Genomic DNA, 14,540 nt, shown 5'->3' with positions numbered 1-14,540 from the left:
TTTCACGGATTTCGTGGACGATTTATTTCCGGGTTTCAACAAAAAAGGCTTGCTGCACAGCAAGCCTTTTTTGTCGTGTAGGATGTATTGGTTTGTTCTACTTATAGCGACCTACACTCAAACAGGAACAGTTAACAACCGTCCACAAAATCCGTGAAATCCGCGGCATACTCCGCGGGAATCAATGGTCAGAATTTGTAGCCTTTAAAGTCCTTGGTGAACTCCTGGGCGGGAATGGGCTGGTTGGCTACCACGTCGGAAAACTCAAACTTTTCGAACAGCCCTTTATCGTCATTGACCTGCACGACCAGGGGCAAAAATAGCTTCTGATCCACGCACATGATGATGCGGCGGCCGTAGCCGTTGGGCACCTGAATGGTTTTGCCCGCCGATACCACGTCGCCCGGCGACAGGTTATTGCGCTCCAGAATCCGGTATTCTCCGCACCCGAATTTATCAGAAATTGTGCTGACACTTTCGTTTTTGGCGGGCTTGTAGCTCACGTACCGGAACTGCGGGTAATCGGCGCGGAGCACGTGGGCGGGGCGGCCCTGCACGGTGGTGTCGCCAGCATAGCGGAAGGTTTTTTCGAAGTTCCGGTCGAGGCGCTGGCTGGAGCCGTGCAGCATTTCAGCAATGGTGCCGTAGCCGGCATCGAGGGTGCTGTGGTGCTGGTTTTTGCGCATCACGGAGCCGTTGGGAGCCAGGCTGAGCGTCACGTAGGGGAAGCTGTTGGGGTACACCCAGGCGTCGCCGTTGTTTTGGCCCGTTACGTACAGCACCTCAATGCCCTTCTGGTTGCGCATGTACACCTTGTAGGGGCTGAAGCTGATTTTCATGAGCGTGCGGGCCTGCTGGTAGCCTCCTTCAATGCGCTCCTGGGCGCGCACGTTGCAGCGCAGCGTTTTTAGGCCCTGAATGGCGGTGCTGAGCCGGGTAATGAGCTGGTCGGTAGTAAGTTTCGGCTCGGGGGTAGTGGCGGCCAGCGTGGTGAGGCCCAGGGTAGCAGCGGCCAGCAGCCGGTAATAGCGAATCATGTAGCGGGTAGGGAAGTGGGTTGTAATCCGGAAGATACGGGAAAGTGCCGGGCCGACGCAACCGCGCGGCTCGGGCACGACCCAGCAACTGACGGGCCGCCAGAGCGACTATCGTGCCTAATTAATTCAGGCTGATAGCCGGGAAGCGGCTGGCTTTGCTATCAAATACAAATAGCTCATCTACCTCAATGCCGAGTAGAAAACGGAACAGGGGAAACTGCTCCACTACCGTCCGGATGGCTTCGGCAGTCTGCCCGTTCATCGTAACCCAGCCGCGGGTACGGTCGGCGCTAATGGCGTAGGCCTCAATAATATCCTCTTCGATGAGGCGGTTAATAAAGGCACGGTGCCGCGGGATGAGGGCCATAAAAGCATCATCGAATACATCGGGCAGGCGCAGGGTAACAACAAATTTGGCCATAGGTGCAGCGGCTTCCCTGCCACTAACGGGCGGGGCCGCCGCAGGGTTGAGGCGCAAGCTCGGCCGTAACTTTTTTAAGCCAGTGGCAGAATAGGAGGGTATGCATTTTACCGTTATTACCCCAACCCACAACCGCCGCGACTATTTGCCCGAGGCCGTGGCCAGCGTGCGGGCCAGCGTTTCGGCCCCGCTGGATTTCTCTTTTGAACACCTGATTTGTGAAAACGCCAGCACCGACGATACCGCCCAGTGGTTGCGCGAAGCGGCGCCAGAGGCTGGGCCTGGCCTGCGCGTGCGCACCCAACCCACGCTACTAAAAGCCGGCCCGGCCCGCAACCTGCTCATTCGGAAAGACGCTCCCGCCGACACTTGGATTGTCCCCCTTGATGACGACGACCTGCTGCTGCAGCGCGCCCTGTTCCACTATGCCGACCAGATTCAGCGCCATCCCGGCCGGCCCTGGCTGGTAGCCGATTTCCTGCGCGTAGACCAGGACCGGCGCTATTTGCCAAATGAGGATTATTACGCCTGGCAGTTCGATTCGCCCCGGGCTATGCTACAAGCTATTTTCCGGGCCGAGCACTTTATTCAGGGCAACGTATGCTACAGCCGGGAGCTGTTTGATGCGGTAGGAGGCTACGACGAAAACATCAAAATGGCCGAGGACCTAGACCTGTACGTGCGGTTTCTGCTGGCCGGGCACCTGCCCGTCATCTGCCCCCACATCAGCCACCTGCACCGCTTCCACACCAGCAACGTCAGCATCGGCGTGGATGCTGACCACCACGCCCAGGACCTGCGCATTATCTACGACAATTACGCCGAGCAGCTGCAGCAGATGGGTATTGAGCGGCCGTAAATCCATTACTAAAGCATGTCATTCCGAGCGAAGCGAGGAATCTGGGTCAACCCGCTGAATGGGAAACCCAGATTCCTCGCTTCGCTCGGAATGACGCATTTTACGGTTGTTCTTTCACGATTACGCCGCCCTTCACTACCAGTCGCACTTGCCGCAGGGCTTTGATGTCCTGAGTTGGGTTTCCGGGCACGGCTATGAGGTCGGCGAGGAGGCCGGGTTGGAGGCGGCCCCGGTCGGGGAGTTGGAAGAGGCGGGCGTTGGTGGCGGTGAGGCCGCGCAGTACCTGGAGAGGGCTGAGGCCGTAGTTCTGAACCAGTTGCTCGGCTTCGCGTAGGTTGTCGCCGTGCTGGAAAACCCCTACGTCGCCGCCCACGGCCAGTTCTACACCGCTTTGCAGGGCCAGGCGCATGCTTTCCCGCTTCTGGCGGATGCGCTCCGGCTCGGGTGCGGTGCCGGGTTGCCAGCCCCTATAGCGGGAAATGGCGTCGCCGGCGGCTACGGTGGGGCAGAGGGCTACGCCGCGCTGCTTCATCAGCTTAAATACTTCCAGCGTGCCCCCGTCGCCGTGCTCGATGGTCTGCACGCCGGCCAAGGTGGCCCGGCGCATGCCTTCGGGCGTGCTGGCGTGGACCACCACGGGGCGGCCGGCACTGCGGGCCGTTTGCACGATGAGGTTCAGCTCTTCCTGGCTGAAGGTGGGGCGGCTGGGCTCGTTGGGGCCCCAGCGGTAGTCGGCGTACACTTTGATAATGTCGGCCCCTCTGCCCATCTGCTCCCGCACTGCCCGAATAATGCTGTCGGTACCGTCGGCTTCCTGGGCACCCTGAGGCACGTCTACATCCACGGAAAGCTTGGGGCCGTAGCTGCCCGTGGCCACCAATGCCCGGGTAGCTACCAGCAGGCGCGGGCCCGGAATCAGGCCCTGCTCAATGGCTTGTTTCAGGCCCACATCGGCGTAGCCCGCGCCTTCGGTGCCCAGGTCGCGGGCGGTGGTGAAGCCGGCTTCCAGCGTTTGGCGAGCGTGCACCGTGGCCCGGGCCACCCGCAACGCTTCCGATTCCAGCAGCACCTGGTCGTTCCAGGGAGTTTCGTTGTAGGGGTGCAGCAGCAGGTGGCTATGGCCCTCGATGAGGCCCGGCAGCTCCAGGGTGCGTGCCCCAGCCGGGGGGTGGATTTGGGCAGCGGGGCCCACGGCTTTTATCTTATTGCCTTCCGTGAGTACCGTCCAGCCTAGGTGCAGGGTTTCGCCGTCGAACACGGCAGCGGGGCGCAGCAGCAAAGCGGACGGGGCAGTTTGAGCGAACGAGGTGAATGAGCCAGTCAGTAGCAGCCAGCTGCTAAAAAACAAAGAGCGTAGCACAGGAGGAAGCAGAAGTGAAAATCAAGCCCAGGTTACTTCCGTAGGTTGTAGGATATGCCTACACCAGCCTCCCAGACGAATAAACGCTGACCATCGAACCGAAAATCTGCATCTTCTACGGGCGCATTGTGCGACAACATACGCGGATGGAACAGAAGCTCCAGATTAAAGCGGCTTCCTTGTATTCGTTGGTACGTTAGCCCCGACCATAGTCCAAAGCCCGCCCGTACTTCATCAGACCATTCACGAGCCCCCACCAGATACAATCCGGCACTTGGGCCCAAAACGGCTTCTACACGCGGTCCAACCTGAACGCGGCCTCCAATAAACCCATACAGTGAGTAGAGGTGATTATGATATTGGGTGATGGTGCGCCCGCCAACGCCCATGAAACCGGGGATGAAGTCCTGATACTGCTGCCGATTTCGTCCCGCCACAAATCCTACTCCACCCGTTAGGAATCGACCGACCGGAAGAGTAGCTACCAATCCGGCGGCCGGTGCGCCAGTGAAGGAGTCCTCGCCCACACGCGCATATCCTCCCGTAACCATAATTTTTTGACCTGCCGCAGTAAATGCTGGTAGTGTGAGCAGGAGAGAAATAATAGCGTATTTCTGCATACGGATTGGGGATAAAAATATGGATGACTGCTCGGATTCTTTGGGTATTACATCATGTATTTGCGTCGCAAGTACAAAGGAAACGCCCGCCGAAAGATACATTTCCGGCGGGCGTTTCCTTTGTAAGTCAAGTATGGCAAATTACGCCTTTTCCTTGGCGGGCTTGCGCTTTACCTTGATTTTCTCCAGCTTCTTGCCGTTGCCGGCCGGAGTGGCATCGTCGGCGCTGCCTACCAGGGTCATTTCCTTCACCAGATGGCCGGCCCCGGCGAATTTATCCACCACAAACAGCATGTAGCGCACGTCGAGGGTGATGTTGCGCACCCGGTCGGGGTCAAACATGATATCGGACATGGTGCCTTCCCAGTTCCGGTCGAAGTTAGTGCCAATCAGCTCTCCGCGGCCGTTGATGACGGGGGAGCCGCTGTTACCACCTGTCGTATGGTTGGTAGCAATGAAGGCCACCGGCACCGAGCCTTTGTAGGCGTAGGGGCCGAAATCCTTGTTCTTGTACAGCTCGGCGAGGCGGGCGGGCACTTCAAACTCGGGGTTGGTGGGGTCGGCCTTTTCCATGATGCCGTCGAGGGTGGTGTAGAAGTCGTACTTCGTGCCGTCGGCGGGCTGGTAGCCGGCTACCTGGCCGTAGGCGAGGCGCAGGGTGGAGTTGGCATCGGGGTAGAACTTGCGCTCGGGCTGCTGCAGGCGCAGGCCGGCCACGTAGGTGCGCTGGAGCAGGGCAATCTGGTCGGTGGCAGCAGTGTAGGTGGGCAGGATGGCCGTGCGGTAGTTGCCGATGATGGCCGAGGCCAACTGGGCGGCGGGGTCCTGGCGCAGCGCATCGGCCTTGCCCTGGGCCACCTCATCCAGCACCGCCAGCGCCGACTCCTGCGAAGTGAGGCGGGATTTGCTGAACAGCTGGGCGGCGTAGGTGTTCCAGCCGCCCTGGGCGGCGTACTGCTTTTGCAGGTTGCTCACGTAGGCGGGCAGCAGGCGGGCCGGAGTGCCGGTGGCGTACAGCGGCAGCAGCTGGGCCGCTACTTTCTGGTCGGTGGGGGCGTTGTAGTTGCGGAAGAAGCCGGGGGTGCCTTTTTTAGCCTTCTCTACGGCAGCGGCCAGCTCGGCGGCAGGAGCTTTCTTATCCACCATTTCCAGCAAGGGCAGCAGGCTGTTGGCGTAGGTGATGAGTTCCACGCCCAGGGCGGCCTCGGTCACGTAGTCGCGGGCCAGGGTGTAGTCGCGGGCGGTGGCGTAGGTGCGCTGCAAGTCGGGCAGCAGGGTGGCGAAAGTGGCCCGGCGGGCTTCGTCGCCGCTTTCCGCCCACTTCTGAAACTGCACTTCCTGCTGCTGCTTCACGCGCACGGCATCCAGCTTTTTCAGCCCGCGCACCTCGCCAATCCACTTTTTCCAGTAGTTGGCAATGCTGGCGTACTTGGCCGCGTACTGAATCCGCACTTTATCGGAAGCCTTCATATCGGCGTCCAGCACTTTCAGCTTGGCTTCCCGAATACGAATTTTGGCCGGGTCCGAGAGGGCGTAGGTTTCCTCCACGCCCCAGCTGGTGAGGTACTCGTTGGTGCGACCGGGAAAGCCGAACACCATAGTAAAGTCGCCGGGCTGCACGCCGCCCAGGGAAATGGGCAGGTGGTGGCGGGGCTTGAAGGGCTTGTTGTCGGGGGAGTAGGGGGCGGGCTTGTTGTCGGGGCCGGCGTAGATGCGGAAGATGCTGAAGTCGCCGGTGTGGCGGGGCCAGGCCCAGTTGTCGGTGTCGCCGCCGAATTTGCCGATGCTGCTCGGGGGCGCGCCCACCAGCCGGATATCCTGGAACACCTCCGTCACGAACAGGTAGTACTCGTTGCCGTTGAACATGGGCCGCACGAAAGCCTGGTAGCCGGTGCCTTGCACGGAGGCCTGGGCCACGCGCTGCACATTAGTCTGCACCAGTTTCTCCCGGTCGGCCTCGGCAATGCCCGTGGTGGGCACGCCGGCCAGCACCTGGCTGGTTACATCCTCCATGCGCACAATGAAGGTGGCCGTGAGGCCGGGGTTGGGCAGCTCCTGGCTGCGGTCCATAGCCCAGTAGCCCTTGGTGAGGTAGTCTTTCTCCACCGAGGAATGGCTCTGAATCTGGCCGTAGCCGCAGTGGTGGTTGGTCAGCAGCAGACCCTGGTCCGAGATAATCTCGCCGGTACAGCCGCCGCCAAACTGCACAATGGCATCTTTGAGGCTGCCCTGGTTGATGGAGTAAATCTGCTCAGCGGTGAGCTTGAGGCCTTTTTTCTGCATGTCGGCCTCGTTGAGCTGCTTGAGCAGCAGGGGCAGCCACATACCCTCGTCGGCGCGGGCCGCGGGCAGGGCCGAAAGCAGGGTGAAAGCCAGCAGCGCCAGCCGGGTACGAATCGTCATTCTGGAAGTGAAAGGGGTGGAGGTGGTCGGAAAGACGCAAAAGTACGGCTTCGGCTGCTTGCAATCGGGTTTTGTGCTGGGCAGCGCACTGGCTCGCCGTGCCGCACAACGCACAACGCCCGGCCAAAGCCGGCCGGGCGTTATAGAACGAATCTGAATAATCCGCGCAATCTGAAAAAGCTGTGACTTACGAATGTCCCAACTCCGCCACAGCGGGCGTGTTTTGGGTGTTCGTATTGGAGGCTTTCAGGTTGCGGGAAGCAGCCGGGATATCGTCGGTTTCCTGGGCGGCATGGGTAGCTTCCCACTCCCGGAAGCGCGTGATTTCACCCTGGAATTTCTCAATAAACCAGCTGATAAGCGCTAAATCATCCAGAAAGCCCACAACCGGGATAAAATCGGGCACCAAATCGACGGGAGAAAGAGTGTAGAGCAGTACGCCCAGCGCCGATACGATGGTGCCGGTGTCAATTTGCCGGTACTCGCCGCTGATATAGTTGCGCACCAACCGCACCAGCGTACGGCCCACATCAAATACCTGCTTGAACTTGTTGTCGCCGCTGTCCTTGCTGGCCAGCTTGTTGGCTACTTCATTGAGCACCATTACCACCTTGAAGGGGCGGCCCAGCAGCTTACCGGCGCGGTTAAGAAAGACGCTGAACAGCGCGTTTTTAGAAATCGAAAGACCTTTTTCGACAAGAGAAGCCATATGGGAACAGATGAGGTTGTGGGGCCGTGTACGCGGGCCCCGCAGGCGGCGTTACAGGGTTAGCCTGAGAAATGCCATGCTTTGGCGTAGGCCGGCACCTCGCGCAGCAGGGCGTAGGCGTCGCGCAGCTCCCAATAGTCTGCTGCCGAAGCTGATACCGTGGCCACGCCCTGCCGGCGCAGTAGCAGTTGCGTACGCGGCAGGTGAAAGAACTGCGACACTACCACAGCTGACCTCAGGTGGCGTGCCCGGGCCAGCGTAGCAAAGTTGCGGGCCGTGGCCTCGGTGTTATTGCCGGCGTTATCCACCAGAATGACCTTAGCTGGTACGCCCCGGCTTAGCAGGTAGCGCCGCATGGCGGTGCCCTCGTAATGACCTTCCCGCCCCAGCCCGCCGCTCACGAAAATCCGGGGGCTGAGGCCGGCCCGGTACAGGCGCAGTGCTTCAGCCAGACGGGCCCGCAGGCGAGGAGAGAGGGTGCCGTCGGGGTTTACTGTGTTGCCGAGTACCACCAGGCAGTCGGCGGGTTGGGGGCGGGCAGTGAGGCCCGTCCAGGCAATGCCTCCGGCCCCCAGCAGCACGGCTAGCAGCAGGCCCCCCAGCCAGCGAAGCAGGAGCCGGCGCATCAGCTTGTAGTGGTTGAGGTGGCTTGCAGGCGGTGGTTGCGCAGGGCCAGCCCCACGGCCGTGCCAGCGGCCAGGGCCGCGTACAGCAGACTGCGACGCTGAGCCCACCGAATTTCCCGGCCCCGTTCGCGCAGCTGCTGTTGCACCAGTTCCTTGGGCCTAGCCGTGGGCGGATTGACTTCCACCAGCGTTTCGGCAATATCTACCTCGTACTTATAGCTGACTTCCAGATTGACGTAGGCGAACAATTGAAGTGGTACGAGGAAGGCCAGCACCCACAACACCCAGTCGGGTACCGGCTTGCGCAGTAAGGACATAGCGGATGAGAAAAGTAGGGAGGTAGTCGTAGTGCTGAAGGCCGGAGCGGTGGGCTTGTCGCACCGGGCCATCGGCCCAGGCTAAAGTTATCCGGATTCCGCTACATTCGCCGCCATGAGCCCCCTTCTTACCCCACCCGCCGCTATCGAGTACGCCCCCTACTATCATACCTACGTGAAGCTTATTGCCGGCGACCCGCTGGAGGCTCTGCGCCGCCAGCCCCGGGAGCTGCGCCAGCTGCTGGCCGGCCTCACCGAGGAGCAGGGCACATTCCGGTACGCGCCGGGCAAATGGAGCATCAAGGAAAACCTGGTGCACATGCTGGATACAGAACGCATTTTCGCCTACCGGGCCCTGCGCATCGGACGGGGCGACACCACGCCGCTGCCTGGCTTTGAGCAGGATGACTACGTGCCCGTTTCCGGAGCCGATTCCCGCAGCTTTGCCGGTATTCTGGCGGAGTATGACGCGGTGCGGGCGGCTACGCTGAGTCTGCTGGAGGCGTTTACGGCCGAAGCGGTAGCCCGGCAGGGTACGGCCAGCGGGCAGCCGGTAAGCGTGCGGGCCCTGGCCTACATCCTGCCCGGCCACGAGGCGCACCACCTCAACCTGCTGCGGGAGCGGTACCTGCCGGGCCTGCAATAATCCGGAGCGCGGCACAACACCCAGCACCAGCGGCACGTTAAATTTCTTCCGATTCACCCTTCAGCCCACACTACACATCATGGCAAAAGCACAAGACGCCCGTAAAGAGAAAAAGAAAGAGCCGGCCAAAACCACCAAGGAAAAAAAGGCCGCTAAAGACGAGAAAAAAGCCCTGAAAGCTCGTCAGCAAGACTAAATAGTGGAAGGCTCGCCAGCAAAGGCGAGCCTTTTTCCTGGTTTAAGCCATTCAATATGCCCCAGCGTATTGCCCTCATTACCCTGGTTGTGACTGACTATGATGCGGCTATCAGCTTCTACACGGAGAAGCTGGGGTTTATGCTGCTGGAGGATACGCCGCTGAGCCTGGAAAAGCGCTGGGTGCGGGTGGCTCCGCCGGGTACTAGCGGACCAGAGCTGTTGCTGGCCAAGGCTGCCACGCCTGCTCAGCAAGCGGCAGTCGGTAACCAGACCGGCGGCCGCGTGGCCCTGTTCCTCTATACCGATGACCTCGCCCGCGACCATACCCGCCTCCTAAGCCAGGGTGTGCGCATCGTCCGGCCACCCAGGCAGGAGCCCTATGGTAACGTGTTGGTATTCGCTGATTTATACGGTAATCTTTGGGATTTGCTGGAGCCGGCTCAGAGGGTGTAATACACCTCCTTCTGCTTGTCGTGGTGCTTGATATAGCCGTGAAGCGTGAGCTTGATGAGGGTGCGGTAGGCCCGGCGCTGCCCGATGTTGAGCAGCTTCATGTACTGCGGCAGCGTAATGCGTGGGTTTTTCTGTAAGTAGTCCAGCACCGCCAATTCCTCTTTGTTCAGGGGGAGGCGCTCAAACTGGGACGTTGGCTCCTGGTGCTTTAGTACCTTCTCGGTGAGGGAGCTGGCCAGCACACTTTCGTCGCGCACCCGCACATAGGCCTGCCACTGGCCGTCGGCAATTTGGGCGCGGTGGGGTTTGTCGGGGCTTTCCGGCACGGTTACGATAAGCACGGCCCGGCCATTGTCGGCTTCCACCTCCTGAAACCGGAGCCGAATAGGTGGGTCTATGTAGTGTTGGGCGGCTTGGCGGAGCTGGAACAGTTCTTCCTCCACGTCGCGCACCCCCAGCACGCGGCCGTTGTCGTCCACGCCCACCAGCACCCGCCCGCCATGGGTGTTGGCCAACGACGAGAGCGTGCGGGCAATACGGGTAGGGTGGGTAGTGCGCTGCTTGAACTCCAGCCGCTCCCCTTCCCCCTGTTTAATCAGCTCCAGTAGCTCGGTCATGGGTAGTAAAGTCAAAGAGAAAAAGATAAACGTCAAAGCAGATACGCCGCCCAATGGGCCTACGTAAACGCGGATATTTTTTCCTCTCCTACTTTTCTTTTATTCCACCCCGGTTTCCTCGGCCGAAATGCGCCAGAGGCGGCTGGCTTCCTGGGCGCTGCTGGCCCGGCCCGAGCAGCGTGCCGGCTTGGAGTTAGCAAAATACCGCCCACTCTGGTTGGCTACTTCGGGCGAGGTGGCTAGGTGCAGAGTGGTTTGCGCGCCCAGTTCCGGCGAGGTCATGGCGGGACGGGCCATCCACCACAAGGCCTTCATTACGGCCGAGGTATCGGGGCGCATCAGGCCGGTATCCACCAGGCCGGGGTGCAGGCAGTTGGCGGTGATGCCCGTAAGATCAAGGCGGTGGGCCAGCTCCTTGGTAAACAGAATATTCGCCAGCTTGGAGTCGGCGTAGGCCGTGAGCCAGCTGTAGTTGTCGGGGGAGTTGCGCACGTTCCGGTCGGGTTCAATCTCGCCCACCCAGTGCGCCACCGACGATACCGTAACCACCCGGGCCCGGCCGGCCGCATCCAGCAGGGGCAGCAGCAGGTTGGTGAGGGCATACGGAGCCAGGTGGTTGGTAGCCCAGCACAACTCGTGGCCTTCATCGGTAAGGGCGAAATGTCCGGGCATGATGCCGGCGTTATTGATCAGGATATCCAGTTTCTCAAATTCCTGGTGCATCTCGCCGGCAAGGCGGTGCACGTTCCGCAGCAACGATAAGTCAAAGCACTTCACGTGCACCAGCGCCTCGGGGCCGGCCGCCAGCTGAATAGCCTGTTGAGCCCGGGCGGCTTTGTCGGCGTCGCGGCCCACCAGCACTACCCGGGCCCCGCGCCGGGCCAGCTCCCGCGCCGTTACCAGCCCAATGCCGCTGGTGGCTCCCGTTATCAAGGCAGTTTTTCCGGCCAGCGGCAGCACAGAAACGGTTGTCATACAGAAAAATAGGTTTGGCAAGAGGAAAAGTGAAGCAGCGGTAAAGTACCACTACACCGGCCGCGTACTATGGTCTATAGAGACGTAGCACCGACCCGGAAGGTTAGCTATTACTGCTCTGGAGCGGCAGGGCTTGCAGGGCCTGGTTGATGTCCGAAAACAGCGGCCGCGCTTCTGGTAAAGGCAGCAAGCAGTGCTGCTGCCACCCCCGCAGGTACTGAGCAGTTGGGTTGTCGGGTGTAGCCTCCGAACACAGATCCAACAACTCTTCCAGCAGGCAGCCAAAGGCCCGTACTTCCAAACGTTGCAGCATTGCCGCCGCTGACGAAGCTGGGTTAAAGAAACCCGCGGCCCCAAAATCACCCAGCAAGCTGCCACCATCTGCGGCAACCAGGATATTGTGTGCGTACAAGTCGCCGTGCAAAATTCCCCGGCTGTGCAAATGGGCCGTAGCTGCGGCAATACCCTGGGTAATGCGCACTACGGTGGCCAAGCTGAAAGTGGTGTCCGCCCCGTACACGTCGCGGGTGCAGGTGCTGAAGCTGGGCGGCCCGGCCAGGTTGCCGAACTCCGGGCTGATGAGCTCCAGTACCAAGCCCTCGGCATTAGTCGGGTGCCGCACCACTTTGCCCAATACCGGAATCAGGTGGGGGTGAGTGCCAGCCCGAATGCAGGCCACCATTTCGCTATGCGGCAAACCGTCGCTGGTGACGGCACCTTTAAACAGCTTCACCGCTACCGGCGTGGTTTGCCAAGTGGCCTGAGAAATTATACCCGAAGCTCCTTCGCCCAGCACATGCTGTAGTTCAATTTCATCCCAGCTAATCTCCCGGATGGGGGATAGGGCCAATGCGGCTTCTTCAAATGCCACCGCGAACGGGTTGCCAGCGTAGGCCAGCCAACTCAGGCGGGGCAGCCGCAGCAGCCAGCCAGGCAAGGCAGTAAGCTGATTGGCCGCCAGGCGCAGCAGTTCCAGTTGGTGGCACTGGCCGAGCTCCGGCGGCAATTCCCGCAGCTGGTTGCCGGCCAGCATCAGCTTCTGCAGCTCCCTGCAGCGGCCAATTTCCGCAGGAAGTGCCGTGAGCTGATTATCCGTCAGAATCAGCCAGCGAAGCCGGGGCGGCAGTGCCTCGCCGGGCAGGGTGTGAATCTGGTTGGCCTTGAAACCTACCATGCTCAACTCCGGGCATTGACCCAGCACGGACGGTACTTCCGTAAACTGGTTTTCGGAGCAGAACAGAATCCGCAGCTTACGTAGGCGAGGCAAATCAGCCGGCAGAGCCCGCAGAGCGTTGCCCGAGAGGTTGAGGATTTCCAGCGTATCAGCCAGCTCGAAAATTTCCCGGGGAAATTCGGATAGCCCCTCGCGCAGGTCGAGGCGGGTAGCCCCGGCCAGTTCGCCGGCGCGGAGTTGTTGCAGCGTATGCATGTATCTGGGTTGTTCGGTGCTCGTTGTTAGTTAGTAGTCATCGGCTGAGTGCTCATAACTGAAAACTGCTAACTAGCAACTAAAAAAAGCCGCTTCCGACATACGGAAGCGGCTTTTAAGAGGCAAGACTGCCGAAAAGCTGACAGCTAATAGCTCTCAGCCAGCAGCTTTTTTAAGCTTAGAAAGGCAGGTCGTTGTCGTCGTCCGAAGCAATGGGAGCGGCCGAAGCGCGCAGATTGGGGTTGGAGTTCTGGGCGGGGGCAGCAGCCCGGGGAGCCTGCTGCTGGAAGCCACCACCTTGGGGAGCCGAGGCACCGCCTGCGGCCGACTCAATGCGCCAGGCCTCCAGGTTGGTGAAGTACAGCATCTGGCCGTTTTTGTTGAACCCCCGACCCCGCAGGTTAAAGGAGATTTTTACCTCGTCGCCAATTTTGTAGGAGTCGATGAGGGCCGTCTTGTCCTGCACCAGCTGGAACTTGATATGCTCGGGATACTGGCCGTCTACGACCTCCAGCACGAACTCGCGCTTGCGGAATTTTTCGCTCACCTGCTGTTCGTCGAAAATTTCGTGCAGGCGGCCGGTAGCTTCGTAAGCCATAAGAATGAAATATGTTGGGGAGTTGAAAACAGTAAACCAAACCTACGAAAAAAAACGCGGTTCGTTCCTGTCGGGTTAGGCCATTTCCAGCCCGTTGCCTGACTACCTTTACCTTGCGTTTTTGCCCACCCACCAACTTTTTTTGCCCATGACTGCTCCCTTCGCTCTGGCCCTGCACGGCGGGGCCGGCACCATCTCGCCCGCCCTCATGACCCCCGAAAAAGAACACGCGTACCGCCAGGCGCTGCAGGCCGCACTGGAAACTGGCTACGGCGTGCTCCGGCAGGGTGGGGCCGCGCTGGATGCCGTGGAGCAAGCCGTGCGCAGCCTTGAGGACTGCCCGTTGTTTAATGCCGGCCGGGGCGCGGTATTCACTCACGATGGCCACCACGAAATGGATGCCGCCATTATGGATGGCCGCAACCGGGCGGCCGGAGCCGTGGCCGGAGCCCGCACCGTGCAAAACCCCATCCGGGCCGCCCGCCTGGTGATGGAGAAAACAGAACATGTGCTGCTGGCCTGGCCCGGGGCCGATGAGCTGGCTCGCCTGCACGGCCTGCCCACCCAACCGCAGGAGTACTTTTTCACCCAGCAGCGCTACGACCAGTTGCAGGAGGCCCTGCAGGAAGGACGCATGCGCCTCGACCACTCCGAAACTCTGCACCCCGAAACGGCAGCGCCCGTAGCTGAGCCCGCCGCCTTCCCCAACCCTACGCACGAAGACCCTAAAAAGAAAATGGGCACGGTAGGGGCCGTAGCCCTAGACCAGCAAGGCAACCTGGCCGCCGCCACCAGCACCGGCGGCATGACCAACAAGCAGTTCTCCCGCATCGGCGACTCGCCCATCATCGGCAGCGGCACCTTTGCCGATAACCGCACCTGCGCTATCAGCTGCACCGGGCACGGCGAGTTTTTCCTGCGGGCCGTGGTGGCCCATGATATCAGCTGCCTGATGGAATATCGGGGCCTGAGCCTGGCCGAAGCCTGCCGCATAGTGGTGCACGATAAACTGGCCCCGATAGGTGGGGAGGGGGGCTTAGTAGCCGTAGATGCCGCCGGCAATGTGGCCCTGCCTTTCAATTCTGAGGGCATGTACCGGGCCTGGCAAACTTCCGCTGACAACAACCCTTGGGTAGCCATTTATAAAGGCTAATACCTGAACGTGGAGCTTGGGCCAATACCTGCAGTTTTGGTAGCTGTATATATAAGGAGTAGGCGCAGCAAATTGCTAGCGGCATTTTTAGCCAGTCCTACAGCATTTGGATAAACGAC

The 14,540-nt window shown here is 60.5% G+C and carries 15 protein-coding genes and 1 pseudogene; 4 read left to right on the top strand and 12 right to left on the bottom strand.

What is annotated here, in order from left to right; translation table 11 throughout:
• Positions 1-188: 188 nt before the first annotated feature.
• Together ROI90_RS00755 and ROI90_RS00750 are read right to left on the bottom strand one after the other, a co-directional pair.
• Positions 189-1,037 carry a LysM peptidoglycan-binding domain-containing protein gene (locus ROI90_RS00755; protein ID WP_315996428.1) on the bottom strand — a complete coding sequence of 283 codons (849 nt, stop codon included), beginning with the start codon at positions 1,035-1,037 and terminating at the stop codon, positions 189-191.
• A gap of 121 nt (positions 1,038-1,158) precedes the next feature.
• Entirely contained in the window at positions 1,159-1,458 is a 300-nt protein-coding gene (locus tag ROI90_RS00750) for a hypothetical protein (protein WP_315996427.1), read from the bottom strand.
• 100 nt (positions 1,459-1,558) lie between these two features.
• Here ROI90_RS00750 and ROI90_RS00745 point away from each other — a divergent pair, with 100 nt between their 5' ends.
• Positions 1,559-2,317 carry a glycosyltransferase family 2 protein gene (locus tag ROI90_RS00745; RefSeq protein ID WP_315996426.1) on the top strand — a complete coding sequence of 253 codons (759 nt, stop codon included), beginning with the start codon at positions 1,559-1,561 and terminating at the stop codon, positions 2,315-2,317.
• Between the two features lie 100 nt (positions 2,318-2,417).
• Here ROI90_RS00745 and ROI90_RS00740 read toward each other — a convergent pair whose 3' ends face one another.
• The 6 genes and pseudogenes from ROI90_RS00740 to ROI90_RS00715 form a co-directional block, all read right to left on the bottom strand.
• Positions 2,418-3,677 carry a metal-dependent hydrolase family protein gene (locus ROI90_RS00740; RefSeq protein WP_380228883.1) on the bottom strand — a complete coding sequence of 420 codons (1,260 nt, stop codon included), beginning with the start codon at positions 3,675-3,677 and terminating at the stop codon, positions 2,418-2,420.
• Between the two features lie 32 nt (positions 3,678-3,709).
• Entirely contained in the window at positions 3,710-4,297 is a 588-nt protein-coding gene (locus tag ROI90_RS00735; RefSeq protein WP_315996425.1) for a hypothetical protein, read from the bottom strand.
• A gap of 141 nt (positions 4,298-4,438) precedes the next feature.
• Positions 4,439-6,700: a S46 family peptidase gene (locus tag ROI90_RS00730; RefSeq protein ID WP_315996424.1), complete on the bottom strand. Its 2,262-nt coding sequence runs from the start codon at positions 6,698-6,700 to the stop codon at positions 4,439-4,441.
• A 355-nt stretch (positions 6,701-7,055) separates the two neighbouring features.
• A pseudogene (locus ROI90_RS21170) lies at positions 7,056-7,154 on the bottom strand (YkvA family protein); the annotation flags it as partial.
• 314 nt (positions 7,155-7,468) lie between these two features.
• Entirely contained in the window at positions 7,469-8,035 is a 567-nt protein-coding gene (locus ROI90_RS00720) for a YdcF family protein (RefSeq protein ID WP_315996422.1), read from the bottom strand.
• A complete protein-coding gene (locus tag ROI90_RS00715) occupies positions 8,035-8,352 on the bottom strand; it encodes a hypothetical protein (RefSeq protein WP_315996421.1) in 318 nt (105 codons plus the stop codon). The genes ROI90_RS00720 and ROI90_RS00715 overlap by 1 nt, the downstream gene beginning before the upstream one ends.
• A gap of 115 nt (positions 8,353-8,467) precedes the next feature.
• Between ROI90_RS00715 and ROI90_RS00710 the strand changes: the two genes are divergently transcribed.
• Both ROI90_RS00710 and ROI90_RS00705 read left to right on the top strand, forming a co-directional pair.
• Entirely contained in the window at positions 8,468-8,998 is a 531-nt protein-coding gene (locus tag ROI90_RS00710) for a DinB family protein (protein ID WP_315996420.1), read from the top strand.
• A 252-nt stretch (positions 8,999-9,250) separates the two neighbouring features.
• Positions 9,251-9,649 (top strand): VOC family protein, encoded by a 399-nt coding sequence (locus ROI90_RS00705; RefSeq protein ID WP_315996419.1) that lies wholly within the window; start codon positions 9,251-9,253, stop codon positions 9,647-9,649.
• Here ROI90_RS00705 and ROI90_RS00700 read toward each other — a convergent pair.
• The 4 genes from ROI90_RS00700 to ROI90_RS00685 all read right to left on the bottom strand — a co-directional run bounded on the left by ROI90_RS00700 (position 9,637) and on the right by ROI90_RS00685 (position 13,268).
• Positions 9,637-10,266 (bottom strand): AlbA family DNA-binding domain-containing protein, encoded by a 630-nt coding sequence (locus ROI90_RS00700; RefSeq protein WP_315996418.1) that lies wholly within the window; start codon positions 10,264-10,266, stop codon positions 9,637-9,639. The genes ROI90_RS00705 and ROI90_RS00700 overlap by 13 nt on opposite strands.
• Positions 10,267-10,365: 99 nt before the next feature.
• The gene (locus tag ROI90_RS00695; RefSeq protein ID WP_315996417.1) at positions 10,366-11,241 is read right to left on the bottom strand and encodes an SDR family oxidoreductase; all 876 of its coding nucleotides are present in this window, start codon (positions 11,239-11,241) and stop codon (positions 10,366-10,368) included.
• 103 nt (positions 11,242-11,344) lie between these two features.
• Positions 11,345-12,670: a leucine-rich repeat-containing protein kinase family protein gene (locus ROI90_RS00690; protein ID WP_315996416.1), complete on the bottom strand. Its 1,326-nt coding sequence runs from the start codon at positions 12,668-12,670 to the stop codon at positions 11,345-11,347.
• A gap of 178 nt (positions 12,671-12,848) precedes the next feature.
• Positions 12,849-13,268: a DUF3127 domain-containing protein gene (locus ROI90_RS00685; protein WP_315996415.1), complete on the bottom strand. Its 420-nt coding sequence runs from the start codon at positions 13,266-13,268 to the stop codon at positions 12,849-12,851.
• A 148-nt stretch (positions 13,269-13,416) separates the two neighbouring features.
• Between ROI90_RS00685 and ROI90_RS00680 the strand changes: the two genes are divergently transcribed.
• Entirely contained in the window at positions 13,417-14,421 is a 1,005-nt protein-coding gene (locus ROI90_RS00680) for an isoaspartyl peptidase/L-asparaginase family protein (protein ID WP_315996414.1), read from the top strand.
• The last annotated feature ends 119 nt before the right edge of the window (positions 14,422-14,540 follow it).

This window comes from Hymenobacter endophyticus (assembly GCF_032464715.1).
GTDB lineage: Bacteria > Bacteroidota > Bacteroidia > Cytophagales > Hymenobacteraceae > Hymenobacter > Hymenobacter endophyticus.
Note: the sequence above shows the minus strand (reverse complement) of the source record. Positions and strands in the feature narration are given on the sequence as shown.